This window comes from Mycobacterium sp. MUNTM1, from assembly GCF_054660795.1.
Window position 1 is genome coordinate 305720 of sequence record NZ_BAAGDE010000001.1, and the last position, 23400, is coordinate 329119.

Sequence of the window (23400 nt, forward strand, 5' to 3'; positions counted from 1 at the left end):
ACCGGGGCAGGTGCTGGCCGGGCCGACGCCAACCGATATAATTCGGCTAACTAACTAATTGGAAGGATTGGCATTGTGAGCGAAAAGGGTCGCCTGTTTACCAGTGAGTCGGTGACTGAGGGACATCCCGACAAGATCTGTGACGCGATCAGCGACTCGGTCCTCGACGCCCTCCTGGCGCAGGACCCTCGTTCACGTGTCGCCGTCGAGACGCTGGTCACCACCGGGCAGGTGCACGTGGTGGGCGAGGTGACCACCACGGCCAAGGAAGCGTTCGCCGACATCACCAACACGGTCCGCGAGCGCATCCTCGACATCGGCTACGACTCCTCGGACAAGGGCTTCGACGGGAACACGTGTGGGGTCAACATCGGCATCGGGGCGCAGTCACCCGACATCGCCCAGGGCGTCGACACCGCGCACGAGCACCGCGTCGAGGGTGCCGCCGACCCGCTGGACCTGCAGGGCGCCGGCGACCAGGGCCTGATGTTCGGCTACGCGATCAACGACACCCCGGAGCGGATGCCGCTGCCGATCGCGCTGGCCCACCGGCTGTCGCGGAAGCTGACCGAGGTCCGCAAGAACGGCACGCTGCCCTACCTGCGCCCGGACGGCAAGACGCAGGTCACCATCGAGTACGAGGACGACGTTCCGGTCCGCCTGGACACCGTGGTGGTCTCCACCCAGCACGCCGACGGCATCGACCTGGAGAAGACCCTGGATCCCGACATCCGGCAGCACGTGCTCAAGACCGTGCTCGAGGAGCTGGCCCACGACACCCTGGACTCGTCGGCGACCCGGGTGCTGGTCAACCCGACCGGCAAGTTCGTCCTCGGCGGCCCGATGGGCGACGCCGGCCTGACCGGCCGCAAGATCATCGTCGACACCTATGGCGGCTGGGCCCGCCACGGCGGCGGCGCCTTCTCCGGCAAGGATCCGTCCAAGGTGGACCGTTCGGCGGCCTACGCGATGCGCTGGGTGGCCAAGAACATCGTCGCCGCCGGGCTGGCGGAGCGGGTGGAGGTGCAGGTGGCCTACGCCATCGGCAAGGCGGCCCCGGTCGGTCTGTTCATCGAGACCTTCGGCACCGCGACGGTCGACCCGGTCAAGATCGAGAAGATCGTCCCCGAGGTATTCGACCTGCGGCCCGGCGCGATCATCCGCGACCTGGACCTGCTGCGCCCCATCTACGCGCAGACCGCCGCGTACGGCCACTTCGGCCGCACCGACGTCGATCTGCCCTGGGAGCAGCTGAACAAGGTCGACGAGCTCAAGCGCGCGATCTAACGCGGCGAAGGGTGGTCCGCGTCCAGCGCGGGCAGCCCGTCGATGCTGCGCCGGTTGCGATCGACCAGCCGGCCATACTGGCCGTCGCTGGCCTTGCGATGCGCGGCGTCGAGCACCGGCCGTTCGTCGACGAGATCGTAATAGGGCACCGCGAACCCGCAGGCGTCGGCGATCCGCTCCACATCGACCACGATGATCGCGCGGACCCCCGGGTGCTGGTCGCCGAAATGTCGCATCAGATCGGCGAATTCGGTGCCGTCGGGGCGGATCACCCGCCCGGTGCCGAACAGCCGCAGGATCCGCGAGTTGCGGGTGAACGAGCAGAACATGACGGTGATGCGGCCGTTGTCGCGCAGATGGGCGATGGTTTCCACGCCGCTGCCGAACAGGTCCAGGTAGGCGACCGTGTGCTCGTCGAGCACCGCGAATGTGTCGCGATATCCCTTGGGGGACAGGTTGATTCGCCCACCCTCGGACGGGGCGGTGGCGACGAAGAAAACCGCCTGCTCCCGGATGAAGTCGCGAAGCGACCTGTCGATGCTCGGAAATTCCTTCGCCACGTGAGCACGCTAGCGGGTGAACCGGTAGTCGTCCAGGTTGAATCGCCGGCTGCGCCAGTACACCTCCGGGGTGGTGCCGGGCCGCAGCGGCACGTCACCGTTCTTGTCGAAGTAGTAGCTGTTGGCCAGTTGGCAGCTGTCCTGCCAGAAGATCTGCTTGGGCCGCCGGCGCATCATCTCGGCGAAGTAGCGGTCGTTGGCCTCCTGGCTCACCTCGACGCGCGTCGCGCCGACGCGCTTGGCCCGCTTGAGGCAGCGCACGATGTGATGCGTCTGCGCCTCGATCAGCGCGAAATACGATGAGCCGACATAACCGTACGGGCCGAACACGGTGAACAGGTTGGGAAATCCCGGCACGGTGACGCCCTCGTAGGCCTGCAGCCGGTGTTCGTCCCAGAAGCGGCTCAACGACTTTCCGCCGCTGCCGGTCACGGCGAAGGTGGGCACGTTGTCGGGGTCCATCACCTTGAAACCGGTCGCCAGGATCAGCACGTCGATCTCGTGGTTCTCGCCGTCGGTGGTGGCCACCGCGCCGGGTGTGATCTTGTCGATCGGCTCGGTGACCAGTCGCACGTTGTCGCGGTTGAACGTGGCGAGGTAGCCGTTGTGGAACCCGGGGCGTTTGCAGCCGACGGCGTACTGCGGGGTGAGCTGTTCGCGCACGACTGGGTCCCGAACCTGTTGCCGCAGATAGTATTTCCCCAGCGAGGCCATCCTCTTGGCCAGCGGGAGGACCGTGAAGTAGTGCGCCGAGATGGGGAAGGTGAGCTCCACGTAGGCCTGGCTGAGCAGGCGCTGCAGGAACTTGCCGCCGGGAATTCGCATCGCCCAGCGCGCCGGCGCCGGCAGCGGGACGTCGAACTTCGGGAAGCACCAGATCGGGGTGCGCTGAAATACCGTGAGCGACGTGACGATTGGCGCGATCTCGGGAATCACCTGGACGGCCGAGGCGCCGGTGCCGATCACAGCGACGCGCTTGCCGCGCAGATCCTGGCCGTGGTCCCACCGCGCGGTGTGCATGGTGATGCCGCCGAAGGAGTCGACGCCGTCGATGTCGGGCAGGTTCGGCACCGTCAGCACGCCGCAGGCGCTGATCAGAAATCGCGCCGTGATCTCCCCGACCGGGTCGGTCTGCACCCGCCACAGGCCGCGCTCGTCGTCGAACTCGGCGGTTTGCACCTTGGTGTTGAACCGGATCCGCGAGCGGATGCCGTACTTGTCGGCGCAGTGTTCGGCGTAGGCCTTGAGTTCGCGGCCCGGCGCGTAGGTCCGCGACCAGTGCCGGCTCTGCTCGAAGGAGAACTGGTAGGAGAACGACGGAATGTCCACGGCGATACCGGGATAGGTGTTCCAGTGCCAGGTGCCGCCCACCCCGTCGCCGGCCTCGATCACCAGGTAGTCGGGCAGCCCGGCCCTGTCCAGGTTGATCGCCGCACCGATGCCGGAGAACCCGGCGCCGATGATCAGCGTGTGATAGTCGGGGGTTTCGTCTTTGCTCGGGACCATCGTTGCCTGCCTAGGGGTGCAGCGCCTTGTAAAGAGCCGTGAGGCCGCGCTCGGTGGCCTCCGCGGCGGCGGGTATCGCCAGGGCGAAGCTGACGAACCCATGCACCAGGGTGGGCTCGTTGCTCAGCTCCACCGGCACGCCGGCGGCGCCCAGCAGCTCGGCGTAACGGGCCCCGTCGTCGCGCAGCGGATCGTGTTCGGCGGTGCCGATGTAGGCGGGCGCCAGCCCGGACAGGTCCGCGGCGTTCGCGGGGGCCATGGTGGTGGGCAGCGCCTTCGGGTCGGTGAGATCGAGGTCGGGCACGTACCAGGACAGAAACGCGTCGATGACCTCACGATTCAGGATCGGCGCCTCGGCGTTGTCGGTGTATGACGGCAGGGACAGGTCCGCGGTGACCGTCGGGTACCACAGCAATTGGAAGCGCAGCGCCGGGCCGCCCTTGTCGGCGTTGTCGCGGGCCAGCAGCGCCGTCACCGCGGCGAGGTTGCCGCCCGCCGAGTCGCCGGCGACGGCGATGTTGTCCGGGGCGCCGCCGAGCTCGGCCGCGTTGTCGGCGACCCATTGCAGGGCCGCCCAGCAGTCGCCCACACCGGCCGGGAACGGATGCTCGGGGGCCAGCCGGTAACCGACGGACACCACGATGGCCTCGGCGCCGACGGCGTGTGCGCGGGCGACCGGGTCGTGCGTGTCCAGGTCGCCCAGGCAGAAGCCGCCGCCGTGGTAGAAGACCACCACGGGCAGCGGGCTGACGTCGCTGTCGGGCCAGTAGATGCGCACCGAGATGTCGGTGCGCTCGCGGTGGGTGATCGTGCGGTTCTCGATCCGCAGGTCGGGCAGCATTTTCGGGGGCACCTTGAGCAGCTTGAGCCGCTTGCGGGCCACCTCGACGCCGTCTTCCTCGCGGAAGGTCATCGGATAGGCGTCGAGCAACGCCTTGAATGTGGGGTCGATCCCGGGCCGGGCGCATCTCGGCTCGCTCATGGGTTCACGGTACGCCGCGACCTCACCGGTGCAGGGCGGTTCGCAGCGCGGCCAGGCCGGCCTCGAGCGCCGCGGTGGCCGCGGGCACCACGCCGGCATAGCCCAGGTAGCCGTGCACCAGTGTCTCGGCGTTGTGCACCCGGGCGTCGACGCCGGCGGCGGTCAGCAGCTCGCCGTAGCGGATGCCGTCGTCGCGCAGCGGGTCGTACCCGGCGACGGCGATGTAGGCCGGCGCGAGGTTGGTCAGGTCCTTCGCCCTCCCCGGTGCCATGTCCGACGGCGGATTCGACATGTCGACTTTGCCCGCGTACCAACGGGAAAACTCCGCGACGGCCTTGACGTCCAGGATCGGTGCGGCGGCATTCTCGGCGAACGACGGCAGCGACGCGTCCCACATGGTGGACGGGTACCACAGCAGCTGGAACGCGATCGGCGGGGCGGCGTTGTCCCGCGCCCGCTGCGCCACAGCGGCGGAGATGGTGCCGCCGGCCGAATCCCCGGCGACGGCGATCCGGTTCGGGTCGCCGTGCAGTTCGGCGGCGTGCTCGGTGACCCAAAGCGTTGCGGCCCAAGCGTCTTCGACGGCGGCGGGGTAGGGGTGCTCGGGGGCCAGCCGGTAGTCGACGGACACCACGATCGCGTCGGCGCCGACCGCGTGCTGGCGCGCGGTGCCGTCGTGGGTGTCCAGGTCGCCGATGACGAAGCCGCCGCCGTGGAAATACAGCACGACGGGCACCGGGGTGCCGGCCGATTGGTCGTCGGAATGGCTTGGCGGCCAATAGATTCGGACTGCGATGGCGCCCGCTGGCCCGGGAATCGTGCGGTCCTCGACCCGCAGCTCGGGATGCAGTGGCCGGCGTGGCAGGTCGCGGAACCGCTGCCGCGCCGCGTCGATGCCGTCCTCAGTGGATAGCCGGAAGGGAACCGCATCCAGTACCTTCTGCAGGATGGGGTCGATAGCGGGTTTCTCGTCGGCTGTGTTATCCAAGCTGGGCATGGACGTACCGTACGCACCTCGTTTGGTGGCCGGGGCCTGGGTGGTGGCCGGCTGGGTGGCCCTCGGCTACGGCATTTACCTGACCGTGCTGGCGTTGCGCTCACCGCCGGGGATCGAGCTGACCGGGCACTGGGTGCTGCAGCCGGCGTTCAAGGCCTCGATGGCGTTGCTGCTGACGCTGGCCGCGGCGGGGCACGCCTACGTGCGCGAGCGGCGGTGGCTGATGCTGGCGCTGCTGCTCTCGGCCGTCGGCGACTGGGTACTGGCGATCCCGTGGTGGACACTGTCCTTCCTGGTGGGCCTGGCGGCATTCCTGTTGGCGCACATGTGTTTTGTGGGCGCGTTGCTGCCGCTGGTGCCGGCGTTCTCGAAGGATTCGCCGCCGTCGACGGTGCGCATCGTTGCGGTGGTCCTGATGTGTGCGGCGTCGATCGTGCTGCTGGGCTGGTTCTGGCCCCACCTGGGCGCGGACAAGCTGACGCTCCCGGTGACCGTCTACATCGTGGTACTGACCGCGATGGTGTGCACGGCCCTGCTGGCGAAGCTACCGACGATCTGGACGGCGGTGGGGGCGGTGTGTTTCGCGGTCTCGGATTCGATGATCGCCATCGCCCGTTTCATCCTGGGCAATGAGGCGCTGGCGGTGCCGATCTGGTGGTCGTATGCGGCGGCCCAGATCCTGATCACGGCCGGGTTCTTCTTCGGCCGCGAGCTTCCGGCCGGGGACGCACCGGCGCCCGCCGAGGGCTGAGTGTCGCCGGTGCCCGGTACGCTGCGGACTCCGACGGTAAACACATTGGATGACAACATGATTCGCGGCCCGGGGACGCGGTGAGTCCCGGCGTGCGCACGCCCGTGGAGGTGGAGCCCATCGCCCGGGTGCTGCCGATGCTGTCGGTGCCGCACCTGGACCGCGAGTTCGACTACCTGGTGTCGGCCGAGCAGTCCGACGACGCCCAGCCCGGGGTGCGGGTGCGGGTGCGCTTCCACGGCCGGCTGGTCGACGGGTTCGTGCTGGAGCGCCGCAACGACACCGATCACGCCGGCAAGCTCGGCTGGCTCGATCGCGTCGTGTCGGCCGAGCCGGTGCTCACGCCGGAAATCCGCCGGCTGGTCGATGCGGTGGCCGCGCACTACGCCGGCACCCGTCCCGACGTGCTGCGCCTGGCCGTGCCGGCCCGGCACGCCCGGGTGGAGCGGGAAGCCCTGGTCAGCCGCGATGCGGCGGTCCCGGAGCCCGTCGACCCGTCGGGCTGGGACGGCTACGGCCGGGGCGCTCAGTTCCTGGCCGCGCTAGCCGAATCGCGGGCCGCGCGGGCCGTCTGGCAGGCGCTGCCGGGCGAGTCGTGGACGGACCGCTTCGCCGAGGCCGCCGCGCAAACCGTGCGGACCGGCCGATCGGCGCTGGCGATCGTTCCCGACCAGCGCGACCTCGACGCCCTGTGGCGCGCCGCGACGGCGCGGATCGACGAGGGCAGCGTGGTGGCCCTGTCGGCCGGCCTGGGGCCGGCGGCCCGGTACCGGCGCTGGCTGGCGGCGCTGCGCGGCTCCGCGCGGTTGGTGATCGGCACGCGCAGCGCGGTGTTCGCGCCGCTGAGCGATCTCGGACTGGTCATGGTGTGGGCCGACGCCGACGACAGCCTGGCCGAGCCGCGGGCGCCGTACCCGCACGCCCGCGAGGTGGCGATGCTGCGCGCGCATCAGGCCCGGTGCGCCGCCCTGATCGGCGGCTACGCGCGCACCGCCGAAGCCCACGCGCTGGTGCGCAGCGGCTGGGCCCACGATATCGTCGCGGCGCGGCCGGCGGTGCGCGCCCGCACGCCGCGGGTGATCGCCCTGGACGACACCGGGTACGCCGACGAGCGCGACCCGGCGGCGCGCACGGCGCGGATCCCGTCCATCGCGCTGCGCGCCGCGCGTTCGGCGCTGCAGGCCGGGGCGCCGGTGCTGGTGCAGGTGCCGCGGCGGGGATACCTCCCGTCGCTGGCCTGCGCGCGGTGCCGGACCATCGCCCGCTGCCGGCACTGCACCGGCCCGCTGTCGTTGCAGGAGGGCGGCGCGGCGCTGCTGTGCCGCTGGTGCGGCCGCGTCGATCCGACGCGACGGTGCGCGCGCTGCGGGTCGGACGCAGTGCGTGCCGTGGTCGTCGGTGCGCGCCGCACCGCCGAAGAACTCGGCCGCGCGTTTCCCGGCACGGCGGTGATCACGTCGTCGGGCGACGGCGTGGTGCCCGAGGTCGCGGCCGGCCCGGCGCTGGTGGTGGCCACCCCGGGCGCCGAGCCGCAGGCGACCGGCGGGTATGGGGCTGCGCTGCTGCTGGACACCTGGGCGCTGCTGGGCCGCCAGGACCTGCGCGCGGCCGAGGACGCGCTGTGGCGCTGGATGACGGCCGCCGCGCTGGTGCGCGCCCGCGGCGACGGTGGCGTGGTGATGGTGGTCGCCGAATCCTCGCTTCCCACAGTGCAATCGCTGATCCGCTGGGATCCGGTGGGTCATGCGGAGGCCGAAGTGACCGCGCGGGCCGAGGTCGGGCTGCCGCCCAGCGTGCACATGGCGGCGATCGACGGGACGGCCGCCGCCGTGACCGCCCTGCTCGACGAGGCCCGGCTGTCCGATCAGGACTCCTTGCACGCGGATTTGCTTGGGCCGGTGGACCTTCCGGCCGGCGTGCGCCGCCCGGCCGGAACGCCGGCCGGCGCCCCGGTGACGCGGATGCTGGTGCGTGTGCCGCGTCAGCAGGGCCTGGCGCTGGCCGCGGCGCTGCGGCGCGGCGTCGGGGTGCTCAGCGCCCGGCAGACCCGTGAGCCGGCCCGGGTGCAGATCGACCCGCTGCACATCGGATAAGCTTCACGAACTATTACCCTAGGCGACAATATGCGCATGCAATAATCTCTTTTTACGACATTAGAGTGTTGCTACACTTTCTAATCCTTAGCCGCCGAGAGGTCCGGAAACCATCCGGGAAGGGGCGATATGGCAACCGACAACGCCACAGTTGACGAGTCATTGGACGTCATCACCGATGCCCTGCTGACGGCCTCCCGTTTGCTGATGGCCATCTCGGCTCGCTCCGTCGGGCAGGTCGACGAGACCATCACCATCGCCCAGTTCCGGACGCTGGTGATCCTGTCCAATCGCGGCCCGGTCAACCTGGCCACGCTCGCCGGTCTGCTGGGCGTGCAGCCGTCGGCGACCGGCCGGATGGTGGACCGGTTGGTCGCCGCCGGGCTCATCGACCGCCTGCCGCACCCGACCTCGCGGCGCGAGCTGCTCGCGGCGCTCACCACGCGCGGCCGCGACGTCGTCCGCCAGGTCACCGCGCACCGGCGCGCCGAGATCGCGGCCATCGTGGCGAAGATGCCGCCTCCGGAGCGGCACGGGCTGGTGCGGGCCCTGACGGCCTTCACCGCCGCCGGCGGCGAGCCCGACGTCCACCTGGACGCCGAGATCGACCTATAGCCGGGCGAACCGGACCGGAGCTACTTGGTCCGCTTCCTCGCGGTCACCAACAGGTACTCCCAGCCCATGCTGCCGTTGGTGAGGTGGTCCTGCGCGAGTTCGACGAGCTGGGCGTCCAGCTCGGCCGTCAGCACCCGGTTGTGGCCGATGTTCGCGTACGCCTCGATCGTCGGGCCGTAGTGCTGCTTGAAGTAGGCGTGCACGGCCTCGGCGCTGTCGAACCGGTCGACCGCCAACATGCCTCGCGTTGAAGTGATTTCGTCGACCTGGTCGCCGAGCAGCGCGGCGACGTAGCGGGGCCGCCCCCAGAGCGCGGCCGGCGGCACGGGATGCGACAGGCTCGGGCGGTACGGCCGGATGGTGGCGAGCATGCGGCCGAAGAATCCCTCGGGGGTCCAGCTGATCACGCCGATGGTGCCGCCCGGCCGGCAAACCCGGACCAGCTCGGCGGCGGCGCGCTGCTGATCGGGGGCGAACTGCACGCCGATCGCGGACATCACCACGTCGAACTCGCCGTTGCCGAACGGCAGCGCCTGGGCATTGGCTTCGCGGTAGTCGATCGTCAGGCCCCGGGCCTCGGCCCTGGCCTGCGAGCGCCGCAACAGCTCCGGGGTGAGGTCGGTGGAGACCACGGTGGCGCCGGTGGCGGCGGCCGGCAGCGAGATGTTGCCCGAGCCGGCGGCGACGTCGAGGACTCGCACGCCGGGCCCGATATTCGTCGCCTTGACCAGGGCGGGGCCGAGCGGAGCCATCACTTCCTCGGCCATCAGGGCGTAGTCGCCCAGCGCCCATACCGTGCGATGGGTAGCGGCCACCGAGGCGTCGTTGATCGGGGTGTCGAGGGTCATCTAGACCTCCTTCGGGAAGGGGAAAGGGTTGTCTTTCGACCTCGTTGTCGACGTGAATCGCCGGTGCGGCTCACTCCGGTATTTAATGGCTCCCAGAAATAATAGCCATAGGAAATAGTGTACGCACGCACATTGCGCCGGCTTGGGCGGGTCGGGCCTGGGCCCGCCGCTTCCTAGACTGGGCCGGTGCGTCTTGTCTTCGCCGGAACCCCCGAACCCGCGCTACCCGCCCTGCGCCGCCTCGTCGACTCACCGCGTCACGAGGTGGTCGCGGTGCTGACCCGGCCCGACGCCGCCGTCGGGCGGCGTGGCAAGCCGGAGCCGTCGCCGGTGGCCCGCGAAGCGCTCGAACGCGGAATTCCGGTGCTGCGGCCGTCGCGGCCGAACTCGGACGAGTTCGTCGCGGAGCTGTCGGAGTTGGCACCGGATTGCTGCGCGGTGGTGGCCTACGGCGCGCTGCTGCGCGACGGCCTGCTGGCGGTGCCCCCGCGGGGGTGGATCAACCTGCACTTCTCGCTGCTGCCCGCCTGGCGGGGTGCCGCGCCGGTGCAGGCGGCCATCGCCGCGGGCGACAGCATCACCGGCGCCTCGACCTTCCGGATCGAACCGAGCCTGGATTCCGGTCCGATCTTCGGGGTTGTGACCGAGACGATCCGGCCGACCGACACCGCCGGGGAATTGCTTGGGCGACTGGCTGTTTCGGGCGCGGCGCTGCTGTCGACCACGCTCGACGGCATCGCCGACGAGAGGCTGACGCCGGTACCGCAGCCCGCCGACGGGGTCAGCATCGCACCCAAGATCACCGTCGAGCAGGCCAGGGTGCGCTGGGACCTGCCGGCGCTCGTGGTGGATCGTCGCATTCGCGCGGTCACGCCCAACCCTGGTGCGTGGACGCTGATCGGCGACCTGCGCATCAAACTGGGGCCGGTACGGGTTGCCGAGGCCTCCGCCCTGCCGCGGCCGTCAGAACCGTTGCCGCCCGGCGCTATTCACGTCGACCGCAAGAGCGTCTGGGTCGGCACCGGCTCCGATCCGGTGCGGCTGGACCAGATCCAGCCGCCCGGAAAGAAATTCATGAACGCGGTCGACTGGGCGCGCGGCGCCCGGCTCGACCCGGCGGTGCGGGCGACATGAGCACCGGGCGCGACAGACCGCAGCGCGGCCGCCCAGACCGCAAGCCGCCGCGTCCTCAGCAGCGCGACCGCCGGCCCCAGCAGCGGGACCGTCGGCCGCCACGCCGCCCGCTGGACCCGGCCCGCGCCGCCGCGTTCGACGTGCTTCGGGCGGTCAGCGAGCGCGACGCCTATGCGAACCTGGCGCTGCCCGCGCTGCTGCGCGAACGCGGAATCACCGGCCGCGACGCGGCATTCGCCACCGAGCTCACCTACGGCACCTGCCGCACCCGGGGCCTGCTCGACGCCATCATCGGCGCGGCCGCGGGGCGCTCGCCCCAGGCCATCGACCCGGTGCTGCTGGACCTGCTGCGCCTCGGCGCGTACCAGTTGCTGCGCACCCGGGTCGACGCGCACGCCGCGGTGTCCACCACCGTCGAGCAAGCCGGAATCGAATTCGACTCGGCGCGAGCGGGTTTCGTCAACGGCGTGCTGCGCACCATCTCGGGCCGCGACGAGCAGTCCTGGGTCGCCGAGCTGGCCCCCGACCCCGCGCAGGATCCGATCGGGCACGCCGCTTTCGTGCACGCCCACCCCCGCTGGATCGCGCAGGCCTTCGCCGATGCGCTGGGCGCCGCCGCGACCGAACTCGACGCGGTGCTGGCCGGCGACGACGAGCGCCCCCAGGTCCACCTGGCCGCCCGCGCCGGCGCGCTGACCGCCGCCGAACTGGCCGACGCGGTGGACGGGACCGTCGGCCGCTATTCGCCGTACGCGGTGTACCTGGCCGGCGGCGTCCCCGGGCGGCTGGCGCCGGTGCGCGACGGCGTCGCGCTGGTCCAGGACGAGGGCAGCCAGCTGGTGGCCCGGGCGCTGACCCTGGCGCCGGTCGACGGCGACAGCGGCCGGTGGCTGGACCTGTGCGCCGGGCCGGGCGGAAAGACGGCGCTGCTGGCGTCCCTCGGCGTGCAGCAGCACCCGGAGTCCGGATTCCGGCTCACCGCGGTGGAGCCCGCGCCGCGCCGCGCCGACCTCGTCGTCGAGAACACCCGCGGTCTGCCGGTCGACGTGTTGCGGGTCGACGGGCGGCAGACGGGGCTGGAGCCGACCTTCGACCGGGTGCTGGTCGACGCGCCCTGTACCGGGCTGGGGGCGCTGCGCCGCCGGCCCGAGGCCCGGTGGCGGCGGCAACCCGCCGACGTACCCACGCTGACCAAGCTGCAGCGCGAGTTGCTCGGCGCCGCGATCGCGCTGACCCGCCCCGGCGGCGTGGTGCTCTACGCCACCTGCTCGCCGCACCTGGCCGAGACCGTCGGCGTGGTCGCCGACGCGCTGCGCCGCCACCCGGTGACCGCGCTGGACACCCGGCCGTTGTTCGAGCCCGTCGCCGGCCTGGGGGACGGGCCGCACGTCCAGCTGTGGCCGCACCGGCACGGCACCGACGCGATGTTCGCGGCCGCGCTGCGCCGCGAGGCGGGGTAGCCGCGCTGCGCCGGATGTGAAGCGGGCCGCGCGGCTCAGTAGTCTGGCGCTCATGCCTCGCAACCCGGAACCGTCAAAGGGGCCGCTGATCGCGCCGTCGATCCTGGCCGCTGACTTCTCCCGGCTCGCCGACGAAGCCGCCGCCGTGACCGGCGCCGACTGGCTGCACGTCGACGTGATGGACAACCACTTCGTGCCGAATCTGACCCTCGGGCTGCCGGTGGTGGAGAGCCTGCTGGCCGCCACCACCATCCCGATGGACTGCCACCTGATGATCGAGGACCCCGACCGCTGGGCGCCCCCCTACGCGGAGGCGGGGGCGTACAACGTCACCTTCCACGCCGAGGCCACCCAGAATCCGATCGCGGTGGCGCGCGACATTCGCGCCGCCGGCGCCAAGGCGGGGATCAGCGTCAAGCCGGGCACCCCGCTGGAGCCCTACCTGGAAATCCTGCCGCAGTTCGACACCCTGCTCATCATGTCGGTGGAGCCGGGTTTCGGCGGTCAGAGCTTCATCCCCGAGGTGCTGAGCAAGGTGCGCACCGCGCGCAAGCTCATCGAGGCGGGGGAGTTGACGATCCTCGTCGAGATCGACGGCGGCATCAACGCCGACACCATCGAGCAGGCCGCCGAGGCCGGTGTCGACTGCTTCGTCGCCGGGTCGGCCGTGTACGGCGCCGACGACCCGGAGGCCGCGATCGACGCGTTGCGGCACCAGGCCGCCGGCGCATCCCCGCACCTGCGTCGATGACCGTTCCGCCGGCCGACAGCCTGGACGCCGCGATGCGCCTGGCGATCGACCAGTCCAACCACGTCAAGGGGACCACGTATCCGAACCCGCCGGTGGGGGCGGTCATCCTGGATGCCGGTGGCGAGGTGGTCGGCGTCGGCGCCACCGAACCGGCCGGTGGCGATCACGCCGAGATCCTGGCGCTGCGTCGGGCCGGCGATCTGGCGGCCGGGGGCACCGCGGTGGTCACCCTCGAGCCGTGCAACCACTACGGCAGAACCCCGCCCTGCGTGAACGCCCTGCTCGACGCGAAGGTGGGCACCGTGGTGTACGCCGTCGCCGACCCGAACCCGGAAGCGGCCGGTGGGGCGGCCCGGCTCGAGGAGGCGGGCGTCGCGGTGCAGTCCGGGGTGCTGGCCGACGAGGTGACCGGCGGCCCGCTGCGGGAGTGGCTGCACAAGCAGCGCACCGGGCTTCCGCATCTGACCTGGAAATACGCCAGCAGCGTCGATGGCCGCAGCGCGGCCGCGGACGGCTCCAGCCAGTGGATCTCCAGCGAGGCCTCGCGGCTGGATCTACATCGCCGCCGCGCGGCCGCCGGCGCGATCGTGGTGGGCACCGGCACCGTGCTGGCCGACGACCCGGCGCTGACGGCGCGGCTGCCCGACGGCTCGCTGGCCGACCGGCAACCGCTGCGAGTGGTCGTCGGGATGCGTGAAATACCTTCGGAGGCAAAGGTTCTCAACGACGATTCGCGAACCATGCTGATCCGCACGCACGACCCCCTCGAGGTGCTCAAGGCCGTGTCCGACCGCACCGACGTGCTGCTGGAGGGCGGCCCGACCCTGGCGGGTGCCTTCCTGCGGGCCGGGGTGGTCAACCGGATCCTGGCCTACGTCGCGCCGACCCTGCTGGGCGGTCCCGTCACCGCGGTCGACGACGTGGGGGTGTCCACGATCGCGCGGGCGCTGCGCTGGCAGTTCGACGGCGTCGAGCGGGTCGGGCCCGACCTGCTGCTCAGCCTGGTGCCGCGCAGCGGTTAGCGCTCACCCAACGAGACCGCTTGCGGCTCGGGGATTTCCGGCTCTTCGGCGTGCTCTTTGCGCCCGCCGATCAACAGGCCCAGCAGCGCGCCCGCGATGCAGATTGCGACGGTGGCCAAGAAGATGTCGCCGTACATCATGGCGAAGGCCTTGAGGTACATGGTGCCCTGGGCGGCGATGCGCTCCAGCAGGCTGGCGTTGGCCGGGATGGCGGCGGTCAGGCCCGCCACGATCTGGTTGAACCGGTACAGGCCCCACGCGGTGAGCGCGGCCACCCCGATCAGCATGCCGGTCATCCGGGCCACCACCACGGCCGCCGAGGCGATGCCGTGTTCGGCCGAGGGAACCACCCGCAGCGCCGCGGAGGTCAACGGCCCGATCACCAGGCCCAGGCCCAGGCCGGCCACCAGCAGGTCGGCATGCAAGATGGGGACGCTGAACAACCCGAAGAAGTTGTGCTTCTGGCTCAGCACGTCTTGGCGCCAGAAGTGGATGAGCCAGTACCCGTAGGCCGCAATGAGCAGTCCGACGAAGGTCATGATCCGGTCGCCGATCCGGGTGGCGATCCACCCGCCCAGCACCGCCCCGATCGGCAGCGCGATCAGGAACCACAACAGCAATCCGGCCGCCTGCGTCTCGTCCATCTGCAGCACGCCCTGGCCGAACAGCTCCACGTCGACCAGCGTCACCATCAGCGCGGCACCGGCGAACAGCGAGGCGCCCAGCGCGGCCAGGAACGGGCGGAAGTGCACGCCCGACGGTTCGATCAGCCGGGTGCGCGCGAAGCGTTCCCAGAGCAGGAACAACACCGCGACCACGACCGCGCCGATGACCAGCGGCAGCCCGTAGCTCGGCAGGATCTGCTTGCCGTCGGGTTGCGGGTTGTACAGACCGATCACGGCGAGCCCCAGGGCGACCGCCAGCAGCACGCCACCGACCAGGTCGATCTTCTGGGGCTCTTCCACCCGTTCGTGCGACGGCAGGCTGAACTGGATCATCACCATCGCGATGAGGGTCAGCGGGACGTTGATCCAGAAGACGTAGCGCCAGTCGTGGGTGAGGAAGACGATGAAGATCCCGTACAGCGGGCCCAGCACGCTGCCGAGCTCCTGCGCGGCGCCGATGCCGCCCAGCACACCGGCGCGGTTGCGCTGCGCCCACAAATCGGCGCCCAGGGCGAGGGTGACCGGCAACAGCGCGCCGCTGGCCACACCCTGGATGGTGCGGCCGCCGACCAGCAGGTGGAAATCGCCCCAGTGGCCGGCCAGCGCGGTGACCACCGAGCCGACGATGAACAGCGCCAGGCTGACCTGCAGCACCAGCTTGCGGCCGAACCGGTCGGAGGCGCGGCCCAGCAGCGGCATGGCGGCGATGTAGCCCAGCAGGTACATCGTGATGATCCAGGTGATGCGCTGCAGCTGGTTGATCGGGATGTGCACGTCGGTCATGATGTCGCGCATGATCGTGACGACGACATAGGCGTCCAGGGCGCCCAGCAGGACCGCCAGGCTGCCCGCGCTGATCGCGACGCGGCGCCCGGTTTGGTGCCCGGTCGGGGCTGCGGTCTCCGCGGTCACGAGCTCACCGGGGGCTTGGTGACCTGAACCTGCTCGCCCCAGTTGGACAGGGTGATCTGGGCGGAGTTGCCGGAGCTCTTCTGCAGGTTGGCCTGGACCAGCTGGTGGTCACCGCTCTCCTGGACCCACACGGTGCTCGGCACCGGCTGGGTCGCGTTGAACTGCGGCACGATCTTGTTCACCGCGTCGGCCGAGACGTTTCCGGTGATGCGGATGGTGTTCTGCCCGTTGATGTTGTCGCGGCCCTCGGCCTTGGCGTTGCTGAAGTTGGCCAGCGCGTTGCCCAGCCCGTTGTCGGGGTTCAGCAGCACCGAGACGTCGTAGATGTCGGCGGCCTTGCCGAAGTCACTCCACTTGTTCGGGGTGAGGGTGGCGTACAGGGTTCCGTCGAGCACCACGAAATTGGCGTCGATGTCCGAGCCGCCCAGGGTGATCGTGGCGTTGCCCGACGCGGCGGTGGCCGGCGCGGTGGTCAGGTCACCGGTCAGCGTCTTGATGGGTAGCCCGGGGATCTTGCCCTGGATGCTCAGAGCGATGTGCGCGCTCTGCACCTTCTTGGTGGCGTCGGCCGACTGCTTGACCAAGGTCGTGCCGTCGGGAAGCGGTGCGCCGCTCTGCTTCGAGCCCGACGAACAGCCGGCGATCAAGGCGGTGGCGAGGGTCAGGGATGCGATGACGGCCGATATACGGCGGCGGGTCTGCATACTCTGCATCGTAGAGGGTGCGGGTGACTGCCCTGGTGAACGCGGGGTGGCAGTGTCGCCCGGGCGCGGGTGTTTGCCCTGCTCATCAGCGTGAGTGGGGGCCAATTAGCCTAAGGGGATGTTTACCGGAATTGTCGAGGAGCTCGGCGAGGTGACGGCTCGCGACGTCCTTTCGGACGCGGCGCGGCTGACCATCCGCGGCGCTGTCGTGACCGCCGACGCGGGCCACGGCGATTCGATCGCCGTCAACGGCGTGTGCCTGACCGTCGCCGAGCTGTTGCCCGGCGGCCAGTTCACGGCCGACGTGATGGCCGAATCGCTGAACCGGTCCAACTTGGGCGCGCTGACCGTCGGCAGCCGGGTGAACCTGGAGCGCGCCGCGGCCGTCAACAGCCGGCTGGGCGGGCACATCGTGCAGGGCCACGTCGACGGGACCGGGACGATCGTGGCGCGCACGCCGTCCGAGCACTGGGAGGTGGTGCGCATCGAGATGCCCGCCGAGGTGGCCCGCTACGTCGTGGAGAAGGGGTCGATCACCGTCGACGGGATCTCGCTGACGGTGTCCGGGCTGGGCGCCGAGCCGGGGGACTGGTTCGAGGTCTCGCTGATCCCGACCACCCGCGAATTGACCACGCTGGGCCGCGCTCCGGTGGGCACCCAGGTGAACCTCGAGGTCGACGTGATCGCGAAATATGTTGAACGACTGCTGGCCCGCTGAATAGGAGGGCCGTCAAGCCTTCGCATGGTCGCGCCATCGGGCGATTACCTGGCCGGCGAAGTCGAGCATCTGGTCGAGGGACGGGAACATCGCGAAGGCATCCACGATCGCCTCATCAGCACCCGACCCGGCGAGGCGCTCGAGCTTGTCGGCAACGGAGTCAACGGGCGTGCCCGGTTCGAGGTTGATCCGCATGGCCGTCTTCAGCGCGTCCGGATCGCGGCCGGCGTCCTTCGCCGCGCGGCGGGCAATCGACCACAGGTGGTCGGTGACTTCGTCCTGTAGCCCCTCGACCCCGAGCCAGCCGGTGCCGCTGCGGCCGACCCGGCGCATCGCGGCCTCGCTGGCGCCGCCGATCCAGGTGGGCGGCCCGCCGGCCTGGACCGGACGCAGGTCGGCATGGACCGGCGGCAGCGAGAAGAACTCGCTGTCCCAGGACACCGGCGTGGTCGTCCACCACTCGTGCAGGAACGCCAGGAGGTCGTCGAGCATCCGCCCGCGCCGGCGCGCCAGTCCGCGCTGCGGGCGATGTCGTGCTCGTCCTTCATCCACCCGATTCCGACGCCCACGTCGAGGCGGCCTTCGCTGAGCACGTCGAGCGTAGTCAGCAGCCGGGCCAGGTGCACCGGCTCGTAGTAGAACGTGCTGAGCGTGCTGGCGTTGAGCCGCACCCTGCTGGTCGCGGTCGCGGCGACGGTCCACAGCAGCACCGGATCGAGATAGCGGGTCCGACGATGGGAAGTGCGAAGCCAAGCTTCATCGCGAGGTTCCCCTCCTTTGGTGATCGATCAACCATTGCCGAGGGCGCATGGTGCCCCGCCTCGTTCACGGCTTGGACTGATTGCTCAGGCGGGAACGGTGGTGCCGAGGGCGAAGTCGAAGTTCCCCACCCCGTAGCGGGCGAGCCCCATCACGACCAGGCCCGTTCCTTCCAGCCAGTGCGCCATGTTCAAGCCGCCGACGTCCAGCGGACGCAGCTCGAGGCTCTCGATGAACTCCGCCACGGCCGCCTTGGCGCGTGCGTCGTCGCCGGCGATGAAGACGTCGAGGGGTCGGCCCTGGGCGAGCACAACACCGAAGACGGTGTTGAACGCCTTCACGACACTGGCGCTGGCCGGGGCCGCCTTGGCGACTTCCTGCGCGATCGAGGTGTCCTCAGGGATGGCGAGCCCGTCGGCCGCGGAGTTGAACGGGTTGCTGATGTCGACGATGATCTTGCCCGCCAAGGCGTCTCCGTAGCGGGCGACGACCGGAACGACATCGGCGTACAACACGGAAACGATGACGATGTCCCCGGTCGGGACGGCTCCGAACTCCGCCGTCGTGGCGTTGCCGCCGAGGGCGTTGGCCAGTTCAGCCGCCTTGGCCCGGTCGCGCCCGATGACCTCGACGACATTGCCGCCCGCTACCGCCAGCGCGCCGATAACGCGGGCCATGTTGCCGGTGCCGATGATGCTGATGCTGCTCATGAGGAATCCCGTCGTGAGGTATCGGAAAGGTTGACTAGTCCACCTTAAGCCGATTTGGATGATGCGTCAACCAATCGGGGTAGCATGGGGGCCGATGGAACCGAACTGGCTTAACCCCCGTGAAGACCGCGCCTGGCGGGCCTTCCAGCACGCGCACCATCAGCTCGACGTGCACCTGAACCGGGGCCTGCAGGAAGCGGGCCTATCGGGGGCGGACTACGAGATCCTGGCGGTGCTTTCGGCTCACGACGGGCACCGCATGCCCGCCCGCGACCTGTGCAACGTGCTGGGCTGGGAGAAGAGCCGGGTCTCCCACCAGGTGCGGCGCATGCAGAAGGACGGGCTGATCTGTCGCGAACCCAACCCCGACGACGCCCGTAGCACCATGGTCTGCCTGCTGCCGGCCGGACGCGCCGCCATCGAGAAGGCGGCGCCCGGTCACGTGGAGGACGTCCGCCGCAACTTCATCGACCTGCTCACCCCGGCCGAGCTCGACATGCTCGCCGCCCTCAACGAGCGAGTCCTGCGCCACCTGGCCAAGGACGGCGATTCTTCGGCCGAAGACACGCCGTCATGACAACAGGCCGCTGGCCGCGGCGTCTCACGCCACGGCAGCGGCCTGCTTTGGGATCAGCTGGTTGCTCGGCGGATTACACCGGGCGCCAGTTGGGGCCTTCCCAGTAACCCCAGTGGTTCATGCCCGGATCCCAGACGATCTGAGCCCACGGCGCCCACGGCGGCGGCGGGGGCGGCGGTCCCGCCCACGGCGGAGCCCCGTAGCCGGCCGGGCCGCCATAGTTGTCGTCCCAGTCACGGCAGTTGTTCCAGTTCTGGTAAGGGCCCCAGCTCGGGTCCCATTGTTCGCCCGGACACCAGTGGTGGTGATACACGGGTGCCGGAGGAGGCGCCGCCGCGGCGATGCCGGTGGACAGTCCGAGGGCGGACATGGCCAAGCCGCCGGCCGCGACGGCGCCGGTGCACAGCCGGACCCACGGTCGTGTTGGTGTGTTGGTATTCATGCGGCTTGTATTTCCCTCGATAATGCGGGCGAAACCCGATTTCGCGTTTGCTCGTGTCAAATTTTGAGCACAGCCAACACATATCTAGCGCAAAGGGTTTCGCCGTATACGAGCTTTTCATAGGTTTATTTTTGACACCAGGTGACGATATCGCGGGCCGCGAAAACCATTTTGCCGACGGCTTCCCTGTTTGCGGAAGGAGCCTCGCCTCCGCATCGCGCAGTTGTCTTTTCCGCGGCAAATCGCGGCGCGGCCTTCCGGCGGCGCCGGCGGCCGGCCGGCGAAAATTGTGATCCCGGCAACGATTACGGGGGTGGCGAGGCCCGCGCCGGGACCGCAACGCGGCGGGGCTGCGCGGCGACGAGATACGCGCGCGCCGATCGGAAGAGGTCAGGCCGCCGCCGTCGCCGGCCGACGCGGCGGCGCAACGCGATCCGAGACCGTCCCACTGATCAAGCCGTGGCAATAACGGCGGGGCCGCCGTGGTTCATACTGAATGCAACACGTGGGCTTCTCGTGTGAGCCGTTTCGACAGTGTTCCCGCCGGACAGCGGGAACGGCGAGGTAGCAAAAGATGACGAGGTTGGACTCCGTCGAGAGGGCGGTTGCCGACATTGCGGCCGGCAAGGCCGTCATCGTCATTGACGACGAGGACCGCGAGAACGAGGGCGATCTGATCTTCGCCGCCGAGAAGGCGACACCGGAGATGGTGGCGTTCATGGTGCGCTACACCTCGGGCTACCTGTGCGTTCCGCTGGACGGCGAGATCTGCGACCGGCTGGGCCTGCTGCCGATGTACGCGGTAAACCAGGACAAACACGGCACCGCCTACACGGTCACCGTCGACGCACGACGGGGCGTGGGCACCGGGATTTCGGCCTCGGACCGGGCCACCACGATGCGGCTGCTGGCCGATCCCACCAGCGTCGCCGACGACTTCACCCGGCCGGGTCACGTGGTTCCGTTGCGCGCCAAGGACGGTGGCGTGTTGCGCCGTCCCGGTCACACCGAGGCCGCCGTCGACCTGGCCCGGCTGGCCGGGCTGCAGCCCGCGGGCGCCATCTGCGAGATCGTCAGCCAAAAGGACGAGGGCTCGATGGCGCAGACCGACGAACTGCGGGTGTTCGCCGACGAACATGACCTCGCGATGATCACCATCGCCGACCTGATCGAGTGGCGCCGCAAGCACGAGAAACACATCGCCCGGATCGCCGAGGCCCGAATCCCGACGCGGCACGGCGAGTTTCGCGCCATCGGCTACGCCAGCATCTACGAAGAGGTCGAACACGTCGCGCTGGTGCGTGGGGACATCGCCGGGCCGAACTCCGATGGTGATGACGTGTTGGTGCGCGTGCACTCCGAGTGCCTGACCGGCGATGTGTTCGGTTCGCGTCGTTGCGATTGCGGGCCGCAACTGGACGCCGCGATGGCGATGGTCGCCCGCGAGGGACGCGGCATCGTGCTGTACATGCGCGGCCACGAGGGACGCGGCATCGGGCTGATGCACAAGCTGCAGGCCTATCAGCTGCAGGACGCCGGTGAAGACACCGTCGACGCCAACCTCAAGCTCGGATTGCCGGCTGATGCAAGGGATTACGGTATCGGCGCTCAGATCCTGGTGGACCTCGGTGTGCGGTCGATGCGGCTGCTGACCAACAACCCGGCCAAGCGGGTCGGGCTGGACGGGTACGGCCTGCACATCATCGAGCGGGTGCCGCTGCCGGTGCGCGCCAACGCGGAGAACATCCGCTACCTGATGACCAAGCGGGACAAGATGGGCCACGACCTGGCGGGGCTGGATGATTTTCACGAATCCGTCCACCTGCCAGGTGAATTCGGCGGTGCTTTATGAGCCGCGCCGGCGACGATGCAGAACGAAGTGATGCTGAGGAGTGGCGCCGATGAGTCCTGCCGAGGGTGTGCCGGAGGTTCCGCCGCTCGACGCATCCGGCCTGCGACTGGCCCTGGTTGCGAGTACCTGGCACAGCGAAATCTGTGACGCACTGCTGGCGGGTGCCCGCAAGGTGGCGTCAGAATCGGGTATCGACGACCCGACGGTGGTCCGGGTGATCGGCGCGATCGAGATCCCGGTTATCGCACAGGAACTCACCCGCAACCACGACGCCGTAGTCGCTCTGGGCGTCGTGATCCGTGGTCAGACACCGCATTTCGAATATGTGTGTGATGCGGTGACGCAGGGCCTGACCCGGGTCTCGTTGGACACTTCCACGCCGGTCGCCAACGGCGTGCTGACCACCGATACCGAGGAGCAGGCCCTGGACCGGGCCGGCCTTCCCGAATCGGCCGAGGACAAAGGGGCCCAAGCCACTTTGGCGGCCCTGACCACCGCGCTGACCCTGCGTGAGTTGCGCGCCCAGTCGTGACGTCGCCGCCGGTCCGCGAGTCCTGGGATGCGGTGCTACGTCCCCACCGCACACCGTTATTCGCCTATGGCGCGGCGTTTCTCATCGCCGCGGCGCACATCGCGGTGGGCCTGCTGCTCAAGGTGGGGTCCACCGGGGTGGTCTTTCAGACCTCCGATCAGGTGGCGATCGCGGTGCTGGGCCTGGTCATCGCCAGCGTCGTGCTGTTGTTCGCGCGGCCGCGGCTGCGAGTGGGACCGGCCGGCGTTTCGGTAAGAAATCTGTTGGGCGACAAGCTGATCGAGTGGCCGGACGTTGCCGGCGTGTCGTTTCCGGTGGGTCACCGCTGGGCGCGCATCGACCTGCCCGATGACGAATACATACCGGTGATGGCCATCCAGGCCGTGGACAAGGGCCGCGCGGTGGACGCCATGGACACGGTCCGGTCGCTGCTGGCGCGCTATCGGCCGGACCTGCAGGCGCACTGAGCGCGGTTCAACTCATCGCTGCGGCAGCCCGGCCCGGCGTACCACGCCGAGCCGGGCTGGACCGGCAGCTACGGGCACCCGGGCCCGGGACAGAGCGGTGGAGGCACTCAGTACCGAGTGCAGTCCGTCATCATTTGCTGGAAGATCGGCAGGGCCTGCTGGGCCCCCTGGTTGTGCTCGATCGCGTGTAGCAGGTTCACCCGCTGATCGGGCGACGACGCCAGGTACTGCTGCAAGAACTGCTGGTTCGGCGGCGATTGGTCCAGGTACTGGGCGGCCATCGGGTTCTCCGCGTGCACCGCCCGCATCGCCTGGTCGTAGCTACAGGTGGTGTGGATCATCGGACCGTAATCGGGGTCAGCGGATGCGACCCCGGCCCCAGCGGTCGACGCCAATGCCAGACCGCCCACCGTGACGGCCAGTTTGGCCAACGAGCGCTTCATCATTTACGGACTCCCTCCATTGCTGTGCCCCCACTCTAACGTTGAGCTAGAAGCTTGGTAGCCGGATCGGAGGCCGCCCAAACCGCCGCGACCGCACGCGGGGCCCGTTACGGGCCTTCTACCTGCCCGGTTGTTCCTTCTTTGGTTTCCGGGCTCCAACTGCTCGGCAACAGCGGCAGGCCCGGGCTGTCGTCCAGGGAAGCGCCGGCCACTGTGGTCAGGCCGGCGGGAGGGGCACTCGACCCGGGAGCCGTGCCGGCGAACCCCATTTGCCCCGCGCCCCGGTCCGAGGCCGTCGCGTAGGCGGATTCCGCCTCCGAACCCTGGTCGAGGTATTCGTGGCGGCGCCCGGGATCGATCAGGCCCGGCCGGGGACGACGGCGGCGCCGGACCTGTTCCCGCCGCACCGCCGCGGCCGGCGCCGCGACGGTGTCGGGCGTGGGCGCCTTCTGGCCGGCGCGTGAGCCGAGGCTCATGTCCGTGCCGGCATTCACATCAGACGCTGCCGACGAATAGAGAGGTGTAGATCTCGGTGGTCGCCGTATCATTAAAAAAAAGAGGGGGGGGGGGGGGGGGGGGGGGGGGGGGGGGGGGGGGGGGGGGGGGGGGGGGG

The 23400-nt window shown here is 69.9% G+C and carries 25 protein-coding genes and 1 pseudogene; 13 read left to right on the forward strand and 13 right to left on the reverse strand.

The features are described from left to right. Positions 1-75: 75 nt before the first annotated feature. Entirely contained in the window at positions 76-1287 is a 1212-nt protein-coding gene (gene metK, locus ACYQ8K_RS01355) for a methionine adenosyltransferase (RefSeq protein ID WP_459966560.1), read from the forward strand. On the opposite strand, the gene ACYQ8K_RS01360 is transcribed toward metK, so the two are convergent. Genes ACYQ8K_RS01360 through ACYQ8K_RS01375 form a run of 4 tightly spaced genes read right to left on the reverse strand, consistent with a single transcriptional unit; the run spans position 1284 to position 5332 of the window. After that, positions 1284-1847, reverse strand: a complete 564-nt coding sequence (locus ACYQ8K_RS01360; protein ID WP_459966561.1) for a pyridoxamine 5'-phosphate oxidase family protein — start codon at positions 1845-1847, stop codon at positions 1284-1286. The genes metK and ACYQ8K_RS01360 overlap by 4 nt on opposite strands. A 9-nt stretch (positions 1848-1856) precedes the next feature. Then, positions 1857-3353 (reverse strand): flavin-containing monooxygenase, encoded by a 1497-nt coding sequence (locus ACYQ8K_RS01365; RefSeq protein ID WP_459966562.1) that lies wholly within the window; start codon positions 3351-3353, stop codon positions 1857-1859. Positions 3354-3363: 10 nt separating this feature from the next. Beyond that, positions 3364-4335 (reverse strand): alpha/beta hydrolase, encoded by a 972-nt coding sequence (locus ACYQ8K_RS01370; protein WP_459966564.1) that lies wholly within the window; start codon positions 4333-4335, stop codon positions 3364-3366. A 22-nt stretch (positions 4336-4357) separates the two neighbouring features. Beyond that, the gene (locus ACYQ8K_RS01375) at positions 4358-5332 is read right to left on the reverse strand and encodes an alpha/beta hydrolase (RefSeq protein WP_459966565.1); all 975 of its coding nucleotides are present in this window, start codon (positions 5330-5332) and stop codon (positions 4358-4360) included. Here ACYQ8K_RS01375 and ACYQ8K_RS01380 point away from each other — a divergent pair. From ACYQ8K_RS01380 to ACYQ8K_RS01390, 3 genes are all read left to right on the forward strand, one after another. Next, a complete protein-coding gene (locus ACYQ8K_RS01380; protein ID WP_459966566.1) occupies positions 5331-6083 on the forward strand; it encodes a lysoplasmalogenase in 753 nt (250 codons plus the stop codon). The two genes, ACYQ8K_RS01375 and ACYQ8K_RS01380, sit on opposite strands and share 2 nt — an antisense overlap. A gap of 137 nt (positions 6084-6220) precedes the next feature. Beyond that, positions 6221-8176, forward strand: a complete 1956-nt coding sequence (locus tag ACYQ8K_RS01385) for a primosomal protein N' (protein WP_459966615.1) — start codon at positions 6221-6223, stop codon at positions 8174-8176. Between the two features lie 129 nt (positions 8177-8305). Next, positions 8306-8791: a MarR family winged helix-turn-helix transcriptional regulator gene (locus ACYQ8K_RS01390; RefSeq protein ID WP_459966567.1), complete on the forward strand. Its 486-nt coding sequence runs from the start codon at positions 8306-8308 to the stop codon at positions 8789-8791. A 20-nt stretch (positions 8792-8811) separates the two neighbouring features. Here the strand turns inward: ACYQ8K_RS01390 and ACYQ8K_RS01395 are convergent, their stop codons facing one another. Further along, the gene (locus ACYQ8K_RS01395) at positions 8812-9639 is read right to left on the reverse strand and encodes a class I SAM-dependent methyltransferase (protein WP_459966568.1); all 828 of its coding nucleotides are present in this window, start codon (positions 9637-9639) and stop codon (positions 8812-8814) included. Between the two features lie 186 nt (positions 9640-9825). On the opposite strand from ACYQ8K_RS01395, the gene fmt reads away from it, so the two are divergent. From fmt to ribD, 4 genes are read left to right on the forward strand one after another with little or no spacing between them, the layout of a single operon-like run. Then, positions 9826-10773: a methionyl-tRNA formyltransferase gene (gene fmt / locus ACYQ8K_RS01400; RefSeq protein ID WP_459966569.1), complete on the forward strand. Its 948-nt coding sequence runs from the start codon at positions 9826-9828 to the stop codon at positions 10771-10773. Beyond that, positions 10770-12233, forward strand: coding sequence for an RsmB/NOP family class I SAM-dependent RNA methyltransferase (locus tag ACYQ8K_RS01405; RefSeq protein ID WP_459966570.1), 1464 nt, complete (start codon positions 10770-10772; stop codon positions 12231-12233). The genes fmt and ACYQ8K_RS01405 overlap by 4 nt, the downstream gene beginning before the upstream one ends. A 52-nt stretch (positions 12234-12285) precedes the next feature. Continuing rightward, positions 12286-12984, forward strand: coding sequence for a ribulose-phosphate 3-epimerase (gene rpe / locus ACYQ8K_RS01410; RefSeq protein ID WP_459966571.1), 699 nt, complete (start codon positions 12286-12288; stop codon positions 12982-12984). Next, positions 12981-14006: a bifunctional diaminohydroxyphosphoribosylaminopyrimidine deaminase/5-amino-6-(5-phosphoribosylamino)uracil reductase RibD gene (gene ribD / locus ACYQ8K_RS01415; RefSeq protein WP_459966572.1), complete on the forward strand. Its 1026-nt coding sequence runs from the start codon at positions 12981-12983 to the stop codon at positions 14004-14006. Before rpe ends, ribD begins: the two co-directional genes overlap by 4 nt. On the opposite strand, the gene ACYQ8K_RS01420 is transcribed toward ribD, so the two are convergent. Beyond that, on the reverse strand, positions 14003-15583 hold the full coding sequence (locus tag ACYQ8K_RS01420) for an MFS transporter (RefSeq protein WP_459966574.1): 1581 nt from the start codon (positions 15581-15583) through the stop codon (positions 14003-14005). The genes ribD and ACYQ8K_RS01420 overlap by 4 nt on opposite strands. Then, positions 15580-16287: an LppX_LprAFG lipoprotein gene (locus tag ACYQ8K_RS01425; protein WP_459966575.1), complete on the reverse strand. Its 708-nt coding sequence runs from the start codon at positions 16285-16287 to the stop codon at positions 15580-15582. The genes ACYQ8K_RS01420 and ACYQ8K_RS01425 overlap by 4 nt, the downstream gene beginning before the upstream one ends. A gap of 118 nt (positions 16288-16405) precedes the next feature. On the opposite strand from ACYQ8K_RS01425, the gene ACYQ8K_RS01430 reads away from it, so the two are divergent. Beyond that, entirely contained in the window at positions 16406-17005 is a 600-nt protein-coding gene (locus ACYQ8K_RS01430; protein ID WP_459966576.1) for a riboflavin synthase, read from the forward strand. A 12-nt stretch (positions 17006-17017) separates the two neighbouring features. Here ACYQ8K_RS01430 and ACYQ8K_RS01435 read toward each other — a convergent pair whose 3' ends face one another. From ACYQ8K_RS01435 to ACYQ8K_RS01445, 3 genes and pseudogenes are all read right to left on the reverse strand, one after another. Continuing rightward, positions 17018-17497: an LLM class flavin-dependent oxidoreductase gene (locus tag ACYQ8K_RS01435; RefSeq protein ID WP_459966616.1), complete on the reverse strand. Its 480-nt coding sequence runs from the start codon at positions 17495-17497 to the stop codon at positions 17018-17020. A gap of 98 nt (positions 17498-17595) precedes the next feature. Then, positions 17596-17715 (reverse strand): annotated as a pseudogene (locus ACYQ8K_RS01440) (TIGR03619 family F420-dependent LLM class oxidoreductase); the annotation flags it as partial. A 135-nt stretch (positions 17716-17850) separates the two neighbouring features. Further along, a complete protein-coding gene (locus ACYQ8K_RS01445) occupies positions 17851-18474 on the reverse strand; it encodes an NADPH-dependent F420 reductase (RefSeq protein WP_459966577.1) in 624 nt (207 codons plus the stop codon). Positions 18475-18568: 94 nt separating this feature from the next. On the opposite strand from ACYQ8K_RS01445, the gene ACYQ8K_RS01450 reads away from it, so the two are divergent. Beyond that, positions 18569-19051 carry a MarR family winged helix-turn-helix transcriptional regulator gene (locus ACYQ8K_RS01450; protein WP_459966578.1) on the forward strand — a complete coding sequence of 161 codons (483 nt, stop codon included), beginning with the start codon at positions 18569-18571 and terminating at the stop codon, positions 19049-19051. Positions 19052-19124: 73 nt separating this feature from the next. Here the strand turns inward: ACYQ8K_RS01450 and ACYQ8K_RS01455 are convergent, their stop codons facing one another. Continuing rightward, entirely contained in the window at positions 19125-19493 is a 369-nt protein-coding gene (locus ACYQ8K_RS01455) for a hypothetical protein (protein ID WP_459966579.1), read from the reverse strand. 574 nt (positions 19494-20067) lie between these two features. Between ACYQ8K_RS01455 and ACYQ8K_RS01460 the strand changes: the two genes are divergently transcribed. From ACYQ8K_RS01460 to ACYQ8K_RS01470, 3 genes are read left to right on the forward strand one after another with little or no spacing between them, the layout of a single operon-like run. Beyond that, on the forward strand, positions 20068-21345 hold the full coding sequence (locus ACYQ8K_RS01460; protein WP_459966580.1) for a bifunctional 3,4-dihydroxy-2-butanone-4-phosphate synthase/GTP cyclohydrolase II: 1278 nt from the start codon (positions 20068-20070) through the stop codon (positions 21343-21345). Positions 21346-21394: 49 nt separating this feature from the next. Then, entirely contained in the window at positions 21395-21877 is a 483-nt protein-coding gene (ribH, locus tag ACYQ8K_RS01465) for a 6,7-dimethyl-8-ribityllumazine synthase (RefSeq protein ID WP_459966581.1), read from the forward strand. Beyond that, positions 21874-22344 carry a PH domain-containing protein gene (locus ACYQ8K_RS01470; RefSeq protein WP_459966583.1) on the forward strand — a complete coding sequence of 157 codons (471 nt, stop codon included), beginning with the start codon at positions 21874-21876 and terminating at the stop codon, positions 22342-22344. Before ribH ends, ACYQ8K_RS01470 begins: the two co-directional genes overlap by 4 nt. Before the next feature lie 107 nt (positions 22345-22451). Here ACYQ8K_RS01470 and ACYQ8K_RS01475 read toward each other — a convergent pair whose 3' ends face one another. Both ACYQ8K_RS01475 and ACYQ8K_RS01480 read right to left on the reverse strand, forming a co-directional pair. Then, positions 22452-22790, reverse strand: a complete 339-nt coding sequence (locus tag ACYQ8K_RS01475) for a hemophore-related protein (protein ID WP_065074765.1) — start codon at positions 22788-22790, stop codon at positions 22452-22454. 104 nt (positions 22791-22894) lie between these two features. Continuing rightward, positions 22895-23263: a PPW family C-terminal domain-containing PPE protein gene (locus ACYQ8K_RS01480; RefSeq protein WP_459966584.1), complete on the reverse strand. Its 369-nt coding sequence runs from the start codon at positions 23261-23263 to the stop codon at positions 22895-22897. Positions 23264-23400 lie beyond the last annotated feature (137 nt).

Bases quoted from the DNA above. Each gene is read 5' to 3' on its own strand.
- ACYQ8K_RS01365 (WP_459966562.1), bottom strand. From the start codon at position 3,353: ATGGTCCCGAGCAAAGACGAAACCCCCGACTATCACACGCTGATCATC.
- ACYQ8K_RS01370 (WP_459966564.1), bottom strand. From the start codon at position 4,335: ATGAGCGAGCCGAGATGCGCCCGGCCCGGGATCGACCCCACATTCAAG.
- ACYQ8K_RS01380 (WP_459966566.1), top strand. From the start codon at position 5,331: ATGGACGTACCGTACGCACCTCGTTTGGTGGCCGGGGCCTGGGTGGTG.
- ACYQ8K_RS01375 (WP_459966565.1), bottom strand. From the start codon at position 5,332: ATGCCCAGCTTGGATAACACAGCCGACGAGAAACCCGCTATCGACCCC.
- ACYQ8K_RS01385 (WP_459966615.1), top strand. From the start codon at position 6,221: ATGCTGTCGGTGCCGCACCTGGACCGCGAGTTCGACTACCTGGTGTCG.
- ACYQ8K_RS01390 (WP_459966567.1), top strand. From the start codon at position 8,306: ATGGCAACCGACAACGCCACAGTTGACGAGTCATTGGACGTCATCACC.
- ACYQ8K_RS01395 (WP_459966568.1), bottom strand. From the start codon at position 9,639: ATGACCCTCGACACCCCGATCAACGACGCCTCGGTGGCCGCTACCCAT.
- ACYQ8K_RS01405 (WP_459966570.1), top strand. From the start codon at position 10,770: ATGAGCACCGGGCGCGACAGACCGCAGCGCGGCCGCCCAGACCGCAAG.
- rpe (WP_459966571.1), top strand. From the start codon at position 12,286: ATGCCTCGCAACCCGGAACCGTCAAAGGGGCCGCTGATCGCGCCGTCG.
- ribD (WP_459966572.1), top strand. From the start codon at position 12,981: ATGACCGTTCCGCCGGCCGACAGCCTGGACGCCGCGATGCGCCTGGCG.
- ACYQ8K_RS01425 (WP_459966575.1), bottom strand. From the start codon at position 16,287: ATGCAGACCCGCCGCCGTATATCGGCCGTCATCGCATCCCTGACCCTC.
- ACYQ8K_RS01430 (WP_459966576.1), top strand. From the start codon at position 16,406: ATGTTTACCGGAATTGTCGAGGAGCTCGGCGAGGTGACGGCTCGCGAC.
- ACYQ8K_RS01435 (WP_459966616.1), bottom strand. From the start codon at position 17,497: ATGCTCGACGACCTCCTGGCGTTCCTGCACGAGTGGTGGACGACCACG.
- ACYQ8K_RS01445 (WP_459966577.1), bottom strand. From the start codon at position 18,474: ATGAGCAGCATCAGCATCATCGGCACCGGCAACATGGCCCGCGTTATC.
- ACYQ8K_RS01450 (WP_459966578.1), top strand. From the start codon at position 18,569: ATGGAACCGAACTGGCTTAACCCCCGTGAAGACCGCGCCTGGCGGGCC.
- ACYQ8K_RS01455 (WP_459966579.1), bottom strand. From the start codon at position 19,493: ATGAATACCAACACACCAACACGACCGTGGGTCCGGCTGTGCACCGGC.
- ACYQ8K_RS01460 (WP_459966580.1), top strand. From the start codon at position 20,068: ATGACGAGGTTGGACTCCGTCGAGAGGGCGGTTGCCGACATTGCGGCC.
- ribH (WP_459966581.1), top strand. From the start codon at position 21,395: ATGAGTCCTGCCGAGGGTGTGCCGGAGGTTCCGCCGCTCGACGCATCC.
- ACYQ8K_RS01475 (WP_065074765.1), bottom strand. From the start codon at position 22,790: ATGATGAAGCGCTCGTTGGCCAAACTGGCCGTCACGGTGGGCGGTCTG.
- ACYQ8K_RS01480 (WP_459966584.1), bottom strand. From the start codon at position 23,263: ATGAGCCTCGGCTCACGCGCCGGCCAGAAGGCGCCCACGCCCGACACC.